Source organism: Thioclava sp. (assembly GCF_048263065.1).
Lineage (GTDB): Bacteria > Pseudomonadota > Alphaproteobacteria > Rhodobacterales > Rhodobacteraceae > Thioclava.
Map to the genome: position 1 here is coordinate 176,703 of NZ_JBLXEM010000006.1, position 14,768 is coordinate 191,470.

Here is a 14,768-nt window from a genome sequence, read left to right on the forward strand (position 1 = left end):
CTGCGCGCAGAAACGCGCGGGGGGCTTCCCCCGATGCCGCTCAACCACGACAAAATCCGTTCCAATAGCGGCAAGAGGTCGCCACCGCCCCCCAGAGCGCTTTTCAGGGCGCAGAAAACCCTTTACGAAGATGGGAACACCCCACGGTTTTCCATCTTCGTATCGGTTTGAGTTGCCATGAAGCCCGAATTCGCACTGATCCTCTCACATGACGGCATTGGCCTGGCGCATCGCACACGTGCGGGTTGGGCGCGCCTTGGTGAGGTTTCGCTTGAGGCCGAGGATTTGGCGGGCGAATTGGCGGCCCTACGACGTCAGGCGCAAAGCCTTGCGCCCAAAGGGCTGCTGGCGAAATTGGTCATCCCGGCCTCGCAGATTCTCTACACCGCGATCTATGCGCCCGGCCCCAGCCCCGCGCAGCGCCGCACCCAGATTGAGGCTGCCTTACAGGGCATGACACCCTACCAAGTGTCTGATTTGGTGTATGATTGGGTGGGCACGCGTCAGACTGTGCAGGTCGCGGTTGTGGCGCGCGAAACATTGACCGAGGCCGAGACCTTCGCGCAATCGCACGGCTTTGCGCCGATCTGTTTTGTGGCGATCCCGATGGCAGGCGACTTCACTGGCGAGCCTTGGTTTGGCCTCAGCTCAAACGCGGCAAGCTATCTGCCCGAGGGCGCGCAGGTCGAGCGTGACTCGGTGCCGTTGACGGAGTTCACTCAGCAGACACCCGAGGCGCAACCCGAGCCGCAAGAGGCTGACGTTGCACCTGCCTCAGAGGCCGAGCCAACCTCGGAGATTGGGCCTGCGCGTGTCGAGGAGCCGTCTGAGGCTCCCGCCGAAATAGACACGGCTACCGCGCCGGGTGTGGCGCAAGCCGATGAAGCGGTTGAGGCGGAGATTACGCCCGAGGGCGCGGATCACGAACAGGCGGAGGATGCGGCTGAGCCGGACGTCGAAACAAAGACGACCGACGCCATTCAAACCGAGGCCGAGCCTGACGCCGAAATCGAGGCGGAGCCGGAAGCTCAGATAGAACCGGAAGCGCCCACCGAAGACACGCTACCGGAGGTGACGGACGCGCCGCTTGATCCAACGCCGCCGAGTGAGCCCGCCGCGCCAGATCTGCCCCCCGAGGTCACACAAACCGCGGCGCCTGATGCCTCCGCCGCGACGCAGACGCCCGATCCCGTTGATCCGCCCGAAGAGATCAGTCAAGACGATCTCGCCGACCTCGCCGCTTTGGATCAGCCCGCGTCACCGCCCGCCGAAGCGCCCGAGCCAGCGCAAAACGATGCGGTAAATGACGCGCCAGACCCCACGCCGGAGCCAGCGGAACCAGAAGCCGCCCAATCCACCGCCAAGCCCTTATCCAGCGAGGCCATTGCCGCGCTCGCCGCCGTAAGCGCATTCTCCAGCTCGCGCGGGACGAAGGGCCAAAGTTCAGTCGAACAACCCCCCGGCGAGCAAAAGCCAACCGAGCCGACGAACACGAATGTGCCCAAGCTTGGGGGCGTTGGCCGCCTCAGCCCGCCGCAGCCCGAGCCCAAGAAAATCCTGACAGGAGAGGCGGGAATCACCGCTCCGGGGCTGGATCTGCCCGAATCTGAGCCCGTTCCTGACAGCCAAACCGCGCTGAAATCCAGTAAAAACACGCTAAAGCAGGTCGCGAAAAAAGGCCTCAGCGGAACTGCCGCGCTTGGCGCGGCTGCCCTTTCCGCCAAGCCGCGCTTGGCCAACGCCAAGGCCACGTCACCCAACATAGCGTCACCGAAACCGGCGCAAAGCAACGTCGAAAACTCGCCGGAAACCACTGTCTTCGGGGCGCAAAAACGGCGCGATGTCGGGGGAAAGCCGCGCTATTTGGGCGCAAGCCTGATCGGCGCGCTGGTGCTGTTTCTTGCTATCGTCGCGTTGTGGACGAACTTCTTAAGCAACGATATTGCGCCTGCGCCGCAAGACCAAATCGCCGTGGTTCCGCCCGCAGCGCTGAGCCCCGATGTGTCCACTGCGTCAACGCCGATGATGGCACCAACGACAAGCACGCCAACGCCGCCCGCCCCCGAGACGCCAAGCGCCAGCACCACCGCCGCCACGCCCGCGCCCGAAACCCCAGATGTCGACGCGTCAGAACCGGCTGAGGACACGCAAACGGCGGCGCTTGCGCCTTTGCCGCCCAGCGAGATGCCGGCCTTTGATGCAGCACCTCTGGCACCGCCCAGTGTGCCACAAGAGAGCGCCACGGTTGCCCCCGAACCTGCGCCGCCCGCAGCGCCTCTAGTTACACCCACACCCGAAGGTGTGCCGATGCCCGGCGGCTTCACGCTATTTTCGGGAAAACCGGATGTTGTGCCGGGCGCGCGCCCCGAAAGTGTGACGCAAGCGTGGCGTGCGACGCAACCACCTGCGCCGTTGCGCCCCAGCGATACGCTTGCGGCACTGCCCGAGCTCGCAGGCTTTCGCCCCACAAGCCGCCCTGCCGCGCTGGCGACACCTGCGGCGGTGACCCCCGCGACGCTGCCTGCAGCCAATGACCCGGCGCTGGCAGAGGCGCGCCCGGTGCTGCGACCGGCGGCGATCTCGAGCAAGGCTCAAAGCGCGCCTGATGAGGATGCGGCCCTGACGCCCGCGCCGACTGTGGCCGACACGCGACTGGCCGGATTGCGCCCGGATGCGCGGCCCGAAAGCGTACAATCGAGCGCGCAACCGGCTCCTGCGGCTGCTGACGCGCCAAGCGACCCGTTTGCCGATGCCTCGCCGCTTGCCGTCGCGGCCTCGGCCCGCCCGCCGATCAAGCCGCGCAATTTTGCGCGCTCGGTCGAAAGCGCGCTGGCCGCTGCCATCGCAGCCGAACCCGCGCCCAGCAGGCCCACAGCCGCAGCAGCGCCCGCACGCAAAGCCGCGCCGGTGGAGATCGACGAGCCTGAACCGGTGAAACCCGCGCCGCGCTTGCCCACCTCGGCCTCGGTCGCCCGTCAAGCCACCGAAAAGAACGTGATCAACCTACGCCAGGTCAACCTGATCGGGCTTTACGGATCGTCCTCCAGTCGGCGCGCCTTGGTGCGTCTCAAGAACGGGAAATTCGTGAAAGTCGGGGTTGGCGACAGGTTGGATGGCGGCAGGGTTACAGCGATTGGCTCGACGCAATTGACCTACACGAAAGGGTCACGCAGCTACACGCTTCAGCTACCTTAAGGCGGCTCGTCTTTTGGCAAAGCGCTTGGGCTCTTGCGCCTGCCCGCACTGTGATTACCCTTGCGCGAGGACTGCCAAAGCGCCGCCCAGCGTGTGCGTTTCAAGGCGCCTCCAAGCGCATCAAGGACCATCAAGGCTATGGAAAGCTTTCTCTTTTACGCAACGCTCTATCTGATTGCGATGGTTGTCGCCGTGCCTTTGGCGACGCGCGCAGGGCTGGGATCGGTGCTGGGCTATTTGCTGGCGGGCATCCTGATCGGGCCGGTCACTGGTCTGTCGGGCACAGAGATGACAGATTTGCAGCATTTCGCGGAATTTGGCGTGGTGATGATGCTGTTCCTGATCGGGCTGGAACTGCAACCCCGCGCGCTTTGGGCAATGCGCGACAAGCTGATTGGTTTGGGAGGCTTGCAGGTCGCAATCACGATGACGCTGGTCACGGGGATCGTTATGGCAATGGGCGAGGATATTCGTGTCGCCCTTGCGCTTGGCATGGTGATGTCGCTGAGTTCGACCGCGATCGTTTTGCAAACGCTCAATGAAAAGCGACTGATGCAGACGGCGGGCGGGCGATCAGCCTTTGCGGTGCTGCTGACGCAAGATATCGCGGTCATTCCGATGTTGGCGCTGATGCCGCTGCTGGCATTGCCGGGCGCGCGGGCAGTGGCCAAGGCCGATCACGGCACTCATGTCGTGGGGCAGTTGATCGACTCGTTGCCAGGATGGGGTGTCACGCTGATTACGCTGGCCGCCGTCGCTTTGACGGTGCTGATGGGGCATTACCTGATCCGCCCGCTGTTTCGCTTTGTGCAAACCGCCAAGCTGCGCGAGATCAACACGGCGATGGCGCTTTTGATTGTCGTAGGCATCGCGAGCCTGATGAACCTTGTCGGCCTGTCGCCCGCGCTTGGCACATTTCTGGCAGGCGTCGTGCTGGCCGATAGCGAATTCAAGCACGAGCTGGAAAGCGACATCGAACCGTTCAAGGGCCTGCTGATGGGGCTGTTTTTCATCACGGTCGGTGCGGGCATCAATTTCGACGTGATTGTCGCGCAGCCATGGGATATCGCAGGTCTGGTGATCTTGCTCGTCGCGCTGAAATCGGCGGTGCTGTACGGGCTGTCACGGCTGTTCAAACTGCGCGGATCGGATCGCTCACTATTCACGCTCAGCTTGGCGCAGGCGGGTGAATTCGGCTTTGTCCTAGTGTCTTTCGCGGTAGTGCAGCGCATCCTGCCCACTCCGCTGGCGGAAAAGGTGCTGGTGGTGATCGCGCTGTCGATGCTGATCACCCCGCTGCTGTTTATCCTGCATGATCAGATCGCGCGATTTGCGCGCACCGACAAAGCGCCTGACCCCGATGATATCGACGAGCACCAGCCGGTGATTATCGCGGGCGTGGGCCGGTTTGGTCAGGTGGTGAACCGTTTGGTGACAATGTCGGGGCTGCGCACCACCGTGATCGACAATGACCTGCGCACGATCCAGCTGATGCGCACGTTCGGGTTCAAAGGCTATTTCGGCGATCCGACGCGCCCCGATCTGCTGGCCGCTGCTGGCATTGCAGAGGCGAGCGTGCTGGTCGTAGCACTAGACGGGCGCGACAAGACGACGGAACTGGTGCGCTATGCCCGCCGTATCCGCCCCGATCTGCATATCATCGCGCGCGCGCGCGACCGCACCCATGTTTTCGATCTTTACAAGGCGGGGGCCAACGACATCGTGCGCGAGATGTTCGATTCCAGCCTGCGCGCAGGGCGCTATGTTCTGGAAAATTCCGGCCTGTCAGAATTTGAGGCGGCGGAACTGGAAAAGCTGTTCTTCAATCTTGACCGTGCGGCCGTGCGCGATCTGGCGCAGGTTTGGAAACCGGGCGTGCCAGTCGAACAAAACGCCGCCTATATCGCGCGCACCAAAGAGCTGAACGCCGAGTTGGAAGCCGCGATGATGGAGCAATACCGCAGGCGCGACGCTAAGGAAGACGACGATCACGAAAGCCCCGGCACGCTGGAGGGCGGTCAAGATGCGTGATCTGTCGAAACCGGTCTCGCGAGGCGCTCATGTCCGTTGAAACTTGGCTAAGCTATGTCGTGATTTACGCCGTTATCTCGATCATTCCCGGCCCGAGCGTGTTGATGGTCACGGCGACAGCCCTTAGCCACGGGCGCGCTTCAGCGATGCGCTGCATCTTGGGCGATCTGCTGGGCGGGGTCGTAATTATGGCAGCCGCCTATTTCGGCGTCGGCGCAATTCTTGCAACGTCGGCCAGCGTTTTCGCCATCCTCAAATGGCTGGGCGTCGCTTATATGGCCGGGCTTGGCCTGATGCAGATCCAGCGCGCGTGGAGCGCCACGGGGGCATTGTCTGACCGACAAGGAGCCCCTGCAAAAAGCCTACGGGCCGGGTTTTTGACGGGCGTTCTGAACCCCAAAGCGATCCTCTTTTACATGGCGTTCCTTGCGCAATTCGTTGACCCAAGCAGCCCTGCACTACCGCAATTCTTAGTTTTGATGATCAGCTCCAGCATGATCGTCGCACTTGTCTTGGGGGCTTACGCGTTTCTGGCCGCAGGGATCGCGCGCCATCTGCGCACCGTGCGCGCTCAACGACGCGTTGCCCTAAGCAGCGGCGCGATGCTGTTGGGCAGCAGCGCGTGGATGGCCGCCACACGCTAAGCCCCAAACGCAAAACGCGAGGCCCCGTAAGCCTCGCGTTTATAACTTAATCGTAGATCGCAACTCAGGCGGCGGCGCGGCTAATCAAGACATCGCCGACAGTTTGCGCAGCGTGCGTCTCGTCCGTGCCAGAAACCGCGGCAACTTCGCGGGTCAAGCGCTCAAGCGCGGCCTCGTAAAGCTGACGCTCGGAGTAAGACTGCTCGCGCTGATCGTCGCTGCGGTGCAAATCGCGCACCACTTCGGCAATCGCCAAAAGGTCGCCAGAGTTGATCTTTTGCTCGTATTCCTGAGCGCGGCGCGACCACATCGCGCGCTTGACCTTGGCCTTGCCCTTGAGTGTCTCAAGCGCCTTGGTCACGATATCGGGCGAAGACAGGCTGCGCATGCCCACTTCGGTCGCCTTGTGCGTGGGAACACGAAGAGTCATCTTGTCCTTCTCGAAGGAAATCACAAACAGCTCAAGTTTGAGCCCGGCGATTTCCTGTTCCTCAATGGACATGATCTTGCCAACCCCATGTGCCGGATAGACGACGAAATCATCGGGGCGGAATTCGGACTTTTTTGTTTTGGTCATGCGGTTCGCTTCCTTGCAGCGAGAATCCAACCCCGGCATCAAGCGAGCGCAAAACGGCCACAACGCTAACTGCGCTGCGCTCGTTTTTGCGCTGAGAGATCGGCTTCCACTGGCGAGCGGGCGTAGGGGAAGGTGGGGTCGACGCTCTATTCGAAGAGTAATATAGCAAGAAATGCATGCGTTTTAAAGCGCGATGCGCTCGCGCTTTTGTGAGGCCACATCTTTTCAACAGGTTACGCAGCGATTTCGATCAAGTTGCCGCAACGTAACAGCCGCATGACAGAGTGCGAATCACCCCCTACACACTGATTGTTACAGAATCACTGCGCAGATCAATCGCCTTCGCCCGGCGCCTCGGAAAAGTATTTCTCCAGCTTGCCTGTCTCGCCATCGTATTTCTCGGCCTCCGGCAACGGATCTTTTTTCTGCGTGATCACCGGCCAAAGCTCGGAGTATTTCCGGTTCAACTCGACCCAGCTATCCATTCCCGGCTCGGTATCAGGGCGAATCGCGTCAGCCGGGCACTCGGGTTCGCACACACCGCAGTCGATACATTCGTCAGGATGAATCACCAAAGTGTTCTCACCCTCATAGAAACAGTCCACCGGACAGACTTCGACACAGTCGGTATATTTGCAATTGATGCAGTTATCGATGACGACATAGGTCATGGCGAAACCCCGGTGTTATAGCCTCTTGTTCTGTCCTATCGGGGCTAGAGGCGCGTTTCAAGAGATTGGCACCGTTTTCCCTGCGACATCGCGCGCGTTCCCCATTCAGGGCGTGGGGTCGAGCGGCTCATACAGGGATTGCGCCTCGCTGGCGGGGCCGCGGCGTATGCCACAGTCCAGCACGCGCACCAGCCGCAAATCCGTCCCGATCCGCAAGGTCAGCACATCGCCCGGCCCCACCACGCGCCCCGGCTTGTCGATGCGCGCCCCGTTCACGCGCACCCGCTTTCCGCTCACCAGTTCCTGCGCCAGCGCGCGGGTTTTGCAAAACCGCGCATGCCACAGCCACTTGTCGATGCGTATGCGATCAGGGGCGTCAGCCATGGCCGCGCGCGCTTACTTCTTGTCCTTGAGAGCGGCCAGCACGGCGAACGGGCTGTCCGGGTCGATCGGTTTGTCTTTCTTCGGGGGGCGCGCCTCAAAGTTGCGGGCTTGCTCGGGTTTGCCGCCCTTCTTGCCGCCCTTTTTGTCAAAGGACTTGCCTTGCGGACGTCCGCCTTTGCGGTCGCCACGTGGCGCATCGGATTTGCCCCCCTCACGACGGGGCGGGCGGTTGTTGGCACGCGGGCGCGGTGCCCAGGTGAAGGTGTAAAACACCTCAAGTTCATCGCTGGGCACGTCCGCAGGCGCGATCAAATCACCACCTGCTTCGGCAGCCGCCTCGGCTTCGGGATGAGTTTCCGGGGCCGCTTCACCGCCGCCCGTTTCCGCCTTGGCCTCAACCGCTTGCTCTTCGCTCACCGCCTCGGCGCTGGCAGCCTCTTCGGCCTTTTCCAGAGCCGCAGGTTTGACTTTGGCGCGCTCACCTTTTTCGGCCTTGTAGCCCAAGCCGCCCATCAGATCGGCAAATTGTTCCAGGGTCATGCCGGTGATCGACAGCATGTCGGGATTGCCCTCAAACCCGCCACGGCTGTCTTGAGCGCGCAGCAGATCGGCAAGGCGTTCCAGCATGTCGATGCGGATCGCGCGCGCACCTGCGGGGCGATAGCCCGACAGACGATACGCCTCAGGTTCAAAACCCTCGATATTGGGGATCGTGACCAGACCGGGGGGCGGGCTTTCGGGGAATTCGTCGCGCCCATCCCAAAGCGAGGCCAGAACCAGCCGCAGTCGGGTCGGCGCGGGTTTCAACAGCACAGGCATAAAGATCGTATATTGGCCAAAACGCACGCCATGTTTGCGCAAGGCACCGCGCGCCTCTTGATCCAGTTCTTTGACGTCAGAGGCCACCTGTTCGCGCGGTACGATGCCCAGCGCCTCAACCAGACGGAAGGCAAATCCACGCGCCAAACCGGTCAGCGCTTCATCCCGGCTCATTGCGAGAAGCGGCTCGAACAGGGCGGCAACCTTGCGGTCGATGAAATGCTGCAAACGGCGCGTGACCTTTTCGGCCACATCGGACCCGGCTTCTTCGTCAACGAATGCCTGCACGGTCGGTCGCATCACATCGCCACCTTTGACCAACTTGCCCACCGCTGTGGTGCCCCACATCAGGCCCCCCTGTTCGGTGAAATCCATTTCCGTATCGGGCGCGTTGTAGAACCGATCCGCGCGCAGATTAAATTCGGGTGCGAGCGCTTCATAGGCCGCACGAGCGAGCATTTTAGCCTCATCGGGTGAGCCGGTTTCATCCTGACGGAACCGGAACCCTTCAAGACGGCCGGCGAACTCGCCCTCAACCGTCACTTCGCCCTTGTCGTTCACCTCGGCCACGAGGGTCTCCTTCTGCTTGAGCCGGCGCAGCAACACGGATGTGCGCCGATCCACAAATCGTTGGGTCAGCGCGCTGTGGAGCGCGTCTGACAGACGGTCTTCTACAGCGCGAGTCGCCTCGCGCCAATGGCTTTCGTCATCGACCCAGCCTTTGCGTTGCGCAACATAGGTCCAGGTGCGAATAAAAGCGAGCCTGCGCGAGAGCGTATCGATATCGCCCCCCGTGCGGTCAATTCGCTCTATCTGACGCGCCAGCCAATCAGATGGCACCCCACGCCCGGAATGCAAAAAACCGAAAATCCGCGTCAAAAGGGTTGCATGCTCTGCCTCGGAAATCGAGCGGAAATCAGGGATTCGGCACACGTCCCACAGCAGTTGCACATCTTTCGGACTGGTAATGCGGTCGCGGGTCTCGGGATCATCCCCAAGCTGCTTAAGCGCGCGCAGATCGTCCGCCTCGCGCCCCTTGGTCAGCCATTCGCCCTCGGGGCGGGCCTCAAGCGAGGCGATCAGGCGGCCCAACGTGCCAAATTCCAGCCGGGAATTGCGCCATTGCAGCCGTTGCAGCGGCGCAAAGCGGTGATTCTCAATCGCATCGACAATCTCGGGATCAAGCGCACGCGCCTCACCCGTCACGCCAAAAGTGCCATCGGTCGTGTGCCGCCCGGCGCGTCCCGCAATCTGCGCCAACTCATAGGGAAACAACGCGCGCATCCGGCGGCCATCGAATTTCGCCGTGGCGGAAAAGGCGACATGATCAATATCGAGGTTCAGCCCCATCCCGATTGCGTCGGTGGCCACCAGATAATCGACATCGCCGTTTTGATACATTTCGACCTGCGCATTGCGGGTGCGCGGGCTGAGCGCTCCCATCACCACAGCACAGCCGCCCTTTTGACGTCGGATCAGTTCCGCCATCGCATAGGTATTTTCCACCGAAAACCCGACAATGGCCGAGCGCGGCTTCATCCGGCTGATCTTTTTCGATCCCGCGTAGGTCAATTCAGAAAACCGCTCGCGTTTGGCAAATTGCGCCTTGGGCACCAGCGCCGCAATCGCCCCGCGCATGGTTTCCGAACCCAAAAACAGCGTCTCATGCAGGCCCCGTGCATTCAGCAATCGGTCGGTGAAAACATGGCCCCTCTCTGGGTCGCCGCACAACTGGATTTCATCAATCGCCAGAAAATCAGCGCCGATTCCCGTGGGCATCGCCTCAGTCGTGGCGACCCAATATTGCGTGCGATCCGGCACGATTCGTTCTTCGCCGGTGATCAGCGCGACCACGGAGGGCCCGCGCTGTGCAACGATGCGGTCATAGACCTCGCGCGCCAGCAGACGCAGCGGCAAGCCGATCACCCCGGTGCGATGCGCCAGCAGCCGTTCAATCGCGTAATGGGTTTTGCCGGTATTGGTCGGCCCCAGCACGGCCGTGATCCGCCCGGTTTGCATAACAGATTCCTGTCGGGCCTAAAGCGCCGTTCCCTGATGCGCCTTTTGCAGACGCGCGATAGCGTCTTTCACATCCTGTTGATGCGGGTTCAAGGCGAAAGAGGCTTGATAAGCTTCCAAAGCGCGCGGTGTATCGTTCATCTCTTCCAGCATCGCCCCCAAACCCGCCAACGCCCCCCAATGGCGCGGCTCAAGTTTGAGAACTTGGGCGATGTCATTGGCAGCAGGGCCATACAGTCCGGCCATGAAATAAGCGGTCGCGCGCCCATTCCAACCCTCGGCGAAATCGGGTGCGTGATCGGTCAGGGCGGTGAAATGCTCGATCGCGGCATCGGTATCGCCCTCGTCCAGTGCCGTCTCTCCGCGTTTGAGCAGCAGATCCATACTCGCCGAGCCGGAACGCGACCATGCCCGGCGGATATCCGCCTCCGCGCGCGCCCAGCCCTGTTCGTTGGGATCGGCGAGCTCTTTGAAATAGGGATCAAGCCCCACCGTTTCGGCGCGGGCGGGGAAAGCCGCCATTGCCGCAAGCGAAGCGCTCAAGCAAAATGCCGTGACGGCATATTTGTATCTGTAGATCACGTGCCACATAACACTAGAGTAATACATATGCCGGAAAATGCGAGAGCCCGGCTATCAAATCTGGAGGACGATGATGAGCGAAGTGATCAACAAGGCTGTCGAGGCGCTTAAAGTGAAACTGCCCGATGGTTTTTCGTCGACTGCGAAATTCGTGATCGAGGATGAAGGCTCGATCATCGTGGATGAAAACGGTGTGCGCGAAGGCGATGACGACGCCGAAGTCGTGATGATCGCGGATCGCGAGACCTTTGAGGGGATGCTGAACGGTGACGTGAACCCGACGGCGGCGTTCATGTCGGGCAAGCTGAAGGTTGACGGCTCGATGGGGCTGGCCATGCAACTTGGTGCGGCCCTCGCCTAATGGAACGTGCCCCCCTAAATGACGCGATTGCACGCGGCCCCGAGGGGGGCGCGGCCTATTGGCTGAAAACCGAAGACGATCTGCGCATCCGATTTGCGCATTGGCCGAGCCCCGCGCAGCCGCGCGGAACGGTTTTTCTGCTATGCGGACGCACCGAATATATTGAGAAATACGGCCCCACTGCGGTGGATCTAGCCGCGCGCGGCTATGCCATGCTCGCGGTGGACTGGCGCGGTCAGGGGCTGGCCGACCGTCTGTTGCCCAACGACCCGATGAAGGGGCATGTCGGCGGCATTTTGGACTATCAGCTTGATCTAAAAGCAGTGGTCAAAGCAGCGCGGGGGCTGGATCTGCCGCGCCCGTTTTACTTTATCGGTCATTCTATGGGCGGCGCGATCGGGCTGCGTGCGATTCAGGGCAAGGATCATCCTTTTGCCGCCGCCGCGTTCTCCGCGCCGATGTGGGGCATCAAAGTGCCCGCATTGTTGCATCCGCTCCGCATCATCATTGCGCAACTGTTCGGGGATTCCCCCTTTGCCGAGGGCTTCCCGCCGGGCATGAACGCGCAAACTTATGTTTATCGCGACAGTTTTGAGAAAAACCGACTGACGCGCGACCCCGAGATGTGGGCTTGGTTGCTTGATCAGGCAGCCAAAGAGCCTGCGCTGACGCTGGGTGGGCCGACGATCCATTGGGTCGCTGAAAGTATTCTGGAATGTGAGGCGCTGGCCGCCCTGCCCTCGCCCGATTTGCCGTGCTATTGCGCGCTTGGGGGCATCGAGAAAATCGTCCACACGCCTTCGGTCCATGACCGGATGGGGCGCTGGCCCGGTGCCACGTTCGACGTGATCCCCGGTGCCGAGCACGAGCTCATGATGGAAGTGCCCGCCACGCGTGCGCGGTTCTATGACAGCTGCGTGGCGGTGTTTGATGCGGCCGGCGAAGCGGCAGCAGCGGCTAAAGCTGAATTTGCGTAAAACTGTCGCGCAGCGCGATTGACCACTCCTCAGACATGCGCGCGAATTCGGCGTCACCCGCCTCTAACCGGCGCTGCATCGAGATTTTGCAGTCATTGTTGGCAATCACTGCCAAATCAAGCGGCATCCCAACCGACAAATTCGAACGCAATGTCGAATCCATCGACAGCAGCACCGCCTTTTGCGCATCCTCAAGGCTGGTTTCCGAGCGCACCACACGGTCAAGAATCGGCTTGCCGTATTTATGCTCGCCAATTTGCAGGAACGGCGTGTCCTCGGTCGCTTCGATGAAATTGCCCTCGGGGTAGATCAGGAACATCCGCATCTCGCCACCCGCACGCTGACCGGCGACAATCATCGAAGCCGAGGTCGAGACACGCTCCATCTCCATCCGGCTGACGATCTCCTTGCGCACGCCCGCCATGGTGTTACCGATGATCTCGGCCACCTTAAGCATTGTCGGCGCAAGCATAATCGAGGTTTCGCCTGTCGCATCCGAAGAGTCGATATCTTCGCGCAACCGCGCCAGCGTGGTTTGCGTCACCGACAGCGAACCCGCCGTCATGATCGCGACCACCCGCTCGCCGGAGTCTTCAAAGGTGAACATCTTGCGATAGGTCGCAATATTGTCCAACCCACCATTGGTACGAGTATCTGACAGCAGAACCATGCCCGCATTCAAAAGCAAGCCGACACAATAGGTCATAATTTTCCCCTGATCCCCCTGATCGGCGCGACCTTATTGCTGGACTTGCTCAAGAGCAACTGTGACGTCCAGTCGCTCCTCCGATCCGCCTTGGGTGATACCGCGAATCGGCGCGGCCTCGTTGGCGTCTAAACCAGAGCCAAGACGGATGTAGCGGTCATCGGGGCAACAGCTATTGGCGGCGTCAAAGCCGATCCATCCCATGCCTTCGATCCAGATTTCCGTCCAAGCATGGGCCGCCTCATGGGGCGCACCGTCCTCGGTGGCAAACAGATAGCCCGAAACATATCGGGCTGGCAGATCGTTGGCGCGCGCAACCGCGATTAGGGCATGGGCGTGATCCTGACACACGCCTTTGCCTTGGCTCAACGCCTCGGCGGCGGTGGTGTGGGCGTCGGTCGTGCCGGGTTCATAGGCTATTGCCTCGGCCACGGCGGAACTTAGGCGATGCGCGCAATCAAGCGGCTCGGTGCAATCGCCGATCGCCTCGTTTGCAAGTTTTGTCAGCCCATCGTCGATCCATGTCGCTGTTGTTTCGCGCAGGTAGGCCATCGGATGCACCAATTCGCGGTGACCGCGCAGCACGCCTGCCGTATCGGTGGTTTCGATCTGGCCGCGCACAGTCACAACGACTTCGGTAACGGGCGGGCGGATCGACCAGCTTTCCACCTTGTCGCCTGCGCCATCGCGAAACTCGCCACCGCGAATACCGCCCTCGACTGCGACATGCCACTCAATCTCGCGTTGGCCGTCAAAGCGCGATGGGAACATGCGCAGCGATTGCACCGAAGCCCCCATCGCCGCGTCATACGAATATGTCGTCACATGATCGACCGTGAGAATCATCGCGCCTCTCCACTCAGGTAGTTGCGCTGCACCAGACCGGTCAGCCCGCCGATATCGTGAATGAAACGTGTCAGGAATTCATGCAACCCCTCGTCGAAGATCTCGGGGACACGGGCGGCTGACAGCGCGGCAACCAAGGCATGTGCGCTTTCTTGCGCGGGGCCAGCGGGTTTGTTGTAATAAGTCGCCAGATTGTCGAGATGGCGCATCGCCTTCTTTGTCGACGAAAGCAGAGAGCGCGGGCTGGCCGGATTGAGGATCAGGAAATCGACGATTTTGGCCGAGGTAATCTCGCCGCCATAAGCCCAATGGAAAGCGCGATGCGCATTCAGCGCGCGCAACAGCACCCGCCACTGGTGATTGTCCAGCCCCGAGCCGACCATCTCGACCGAAGGCAGCAGTACGAAATATTTCACGTCAATCAGACGCGCGGTATTGTCGGCGCGCTCCAGCGCGTAGCCCAGATTCATAAAGAAGAAGCCGTCATTGCGCAGCATTGTGCCATCCATCGAGCCACGCAGCAGCGCCGATTGACGGTTCACCCAGTCGCACAGCTCGCCCAGCTCCATTTCAGAACGCGGCTGGCGTTCAATTTGCCGGATCTGCTGAAATGCGGTGTTGAGCGTATCCCAGACCTGCCCAGTAATCGCGGTGCGCACGATGCGAGCGTTTTCGCGCGCCCGTTCAATGCAGGAAATGACCGACGATGGGTTATCGCGATCAAAGAACAGGTAGCTTTCGATATTACGCTGCACCGGGTCGCCATATTTCGCCGCAAACCCTGCGGCTGTGCCCGAGGCTTGCAGCAGACTTTCCCAGTCCGATCGATGCCCATGCCCCGCAGAGGGCGTCAGCGAAATACGCGATCCGACCTCTAGCAGCCGTGCCATCGTTTCCGCGCGCTCCATGTAGCGCGCGACCCAAAATAGATTTTCCGCCGTCCGGCTTAGCATATC

At 61.2% G+C, this 14,768-nt stretch carries 13 protein-coding genes; 5 read left to right on the forward strand and 8 right to left on the reverse strand.

Annotation, left to right across the window (positions count from 1 at the left end):
* Window positions 1–177: 177 nt before the first annotated feature.
* The 3 genes from ACN0SD_RS10870 to ACN0SD_RS10880 all read left to right on the forward strand — a co-directional run bounded on the left by ACN0SD_RS10870 (window position 178) and on the right by ACN0SD_RS10880 (window position 5,870).
* Complete coding sequence (locus tag ACN0SD_RS10870; RefSeq protein ID WP_417808264.1) at window positions 178–3,195, forward strand: hypothetical protein; 3,018 nt, start codon at window positions 178–180, stop codon at window positions 3,193–3,195.
* A gap of 138 nt (window positions 3,196–3,333) precedes the next feature.
* Complete coding sequence (locus tag ACN0SD_RS10875; protein ID WP_417808265.1) at window positions 3,334–5,226, forward strand: monovalent cation:proton antiporter-2 (CPA2) family protein; 1,893 nt, start codon at window positions 3,334–3,336, stop codon at window positions 5,224–5,226.
* A gap of 29 nt (window positions 5,227–5,255) precedes the next feature.
* A complete protein-coding gene (locus ACN0SD_RS10880; protein ID WP_417808266.1) occupies window positions 5,256–5,870 on the forward strand; it encodes a LysE family translocator in 615 nt (204 codons plus the stop codon).
* A 64-nt stretch (window positions 5,871–5,934) separates the two neighbouring features.
* On the opposite strand, the gene ACN0SD_RS10885 is transcribed toward ACN0SD_RS10880, so the two are convergent.
* From ACN0SD_RS10885 to ACN0SD_RS10905, 5 genes are all read right to left on the reverse strand, one after another.
* Window positions 5,935–6,447: a CarD family transcriptional regulator gene (locus ACN0SD_RS10885; RefSeq protein ID WP_417808267.1), complete on the reverse strand. Its 513-nt coding sequence runs from the start codon at window positions 6,445–6,447 to the stop codon at window positions 5,935–5,937.
* Window positions 6,448–6,779: 332 nt separating this feature from the next.
* Complete coding sequence (gene fdxA / locus ACN0SD_RS10890; RefSeq protein ID WP_417808268.1) at window positions 6,780–7,118, reverse strand: ferredoxin FdxA; 339 nt, start codon at window positions 7,116–7,118, stop codon at window positions 6,780–6,782.
* A gap of 105 nt (window positions 7,119–7,223) precedes the next feature.
* Window positions 7,224–7,502: an RNA-binding S4 domain-containing protein gene (locus ACN0SD_RS10895; protein ID WP_417808269.1), complete on the reverse strand. Its 279-nt coding sequence runs from the start codon at window positions 7,500–7,502 to the stop codon at window positions 7,224–7,226.
* A 12-nt stretch (window positions 7,503–7,514) separates the two neighbouring features.
* A complete protein-coding gene (locus ACN0SD_RS10900; RefSeq protein WP_417808270.1) occupies window positions 7,515–10,340 on the reverse strand; it encodes a helicase-related protein in 2,826 nt (941 codons plus the stop codon).
* Between the two features lie 18 nt (window positions 10,341–10,358).
* Complete coding sequence (locus ACN0SD_RS10905; protein WP_417808271.1) at window positions 10,359–10,883, reverse strand: tetratricopeptide repeat protein; 525 nt, start codon at window positions 10,881–10,883, stop codon at window positions 10,359–10,361.
* Between the two features lie 112 nt (window positions 10,884–10,995).
* On the opposite strand from ACN0SD_RS10905, the gene ACN0SD_RS10910 reads away from it, so the two are divergent.
* Complete coding sequence (locus tag ACN0SD_RS10910) at window positions 10,996–11,283, forward strand: SCP2 sterol-binding domain-containing protein (protein ID WP_417808272.1); 288 nt, start codon at window positions 10,996–10,998, stop codon at window positions 11,281–11,283.
* A complete protein-coding gene (locus ACN0SD_RS10915) occupies window positions 11,283–12,260 on the forward strand; it encodes an alpha/beta hydrolase (protein ID WP_417808273.1) in 978 nt (325 codons plus the stop codon). The genes ACN0SD_RS10910 and ACN0SD_RS10915 overlap by 1 nt, the downstream gene beginning before the upstream one ends.
* Here the strand turns inward: ACN0SD_RS10915 and ACN0SD_RS10920 are convergent.
* The 3 genes from ACN0SD_RS10920 to ACN0SD_RS10930 are packed head-to-tail and all read right to left on the reverse strand — an operon-like array spanning window position 12,241 to window position 14,765.
* Entirely contained in the window at window positions 12,241–12,966 is a 726-nt protein-coding gene (locus ACN0SD_RS10920) for a peptidase (protein WP_417808274.1), read from the reverse strand. The two genes, ACN0SD_RS10915 and ACN0SD_RS10920, sit on opposite strands and share 20 nt — an antisense overlap.
* Before the next feature lie 33 nt (window positions 12,967–12,999).
* Window positions 13,000–13,812 (reverse strand): transglutaminase family protein, encoded by an 813-nt coding sequence (locus tag ACN0SD_RS10925; protein WP_417808275.1) that lies wholly within the window; start codon window positions 13,810–13,812, stop codon window positions 13,000–13,002.
* Window positions 13,809–14,765 carry an alpha-E domain-containing protein gene (locus ACN0SD_RS10930; RefSeq protein WP_417808276.1) on the reverse strand — a complete coding sequence of 319 codons (957 nt, stop codon included), beginning with the start codon at window positions 14,763–14,765 and terminating at the stop codon, window positions 13,809–13,811. Before ACN0SD_RS10930 ends, ACN0SD_RS10925 begins: the two co-directional genes overlap by 4 nt.
* Between the last annotated feature and the right edge of the window lie 3 nt (window positions 14,766–14,768).

Excerpts from the sequence above, each read along its gene's own strand:
- ACN0SD_RS10930 (WP_417808276.1), bottom strand. The coding sequence starts at position 14,765 with ATGCTAAGCCGGACGGCGGAAAATCTATTTTGGGTCGCGCGCTACATG.
- ACN0SD_RS10910 (WP_417808272.1), top strand. The coding sequence starts at position 10,996 with ATGAGCGAAGTGATCAACAAGGCTGTCGAGGCGCTTAAAGTGAAACTG.
- ACN0SD_RS10900 (WP_417808270.1), bottom strand. The coding sequence starts at position 10,340 with ATGCAAACCGGGCGGATCACGGCCGTGCTGGGGCCGACCAATACCGGC.
- ACN0SD_RS10915 (WP_417808273.1), top strand. The coding sequence starts at position 11,283 with ATGGAACGTGCCCCCCTAAATGACGCGATTGCACGCGGCCCCGAGGGG.
- ACN0SD_RS10895 (WP_417808269.1), bottom strand. The coding sequence starts at position 7,502 with ATGGCTGACGCCCCTGATCGCATACGCATCGACAAGTGGCTGTGGCAT.
- ACN0SD_RS10880 (WP_417808266.1), top strand. The coding sequence starts at position 5,256 with ATGTCCGTTGAAACTTGGCTAAGCTATGTCGTGATTTACGCCGTTATC.
- fdxA (WP_417808268.1), bottom strand. The coding sequence starts at position 7,118 with ATGACCTATGTCGTCATCGATAACTGCATCAATTGCAAATATACCGAC.
- ACN0SD_RS10920 (WP_417808274.1), bottom strand. The coding sequence starts at position 12,966 with ATGACCTATTGTGTCGGCTTGCTTTTGAATGCGGGCATGGTTCTGCTG.
- ACN0SD_RS10885 (WP_417808267.1), bottom strand. The coding sequence starts at position 6,447 with ATGACCAAAACAAAAAAGTCCGAATTCCGCCCCGATGATTTCGTCGTC.
- ACN0SD_RS10870 (WP_417808264.1), top strand. The coding sequence starts at position 178 with ATGAAGCCCGAATTCGCACTGATCCTCTCACATGACGGCATTGGCCTG.
- ACN0SD_RS10925 (WP_417808275.1), bottom strand. The coding sequence starts at position 13,812 with ATGATTCTCACGGTCGATCATGTGACGACATATTCGTATGACGCGGCG.
- ACN0SD_RS10875 (WP_417808265.1), top strand. The coding sequence starts at position 3,334 with ATGGAAAGCTTTCTCTTTTACGCAACGCTCTATCTGATTGCGATGGTT.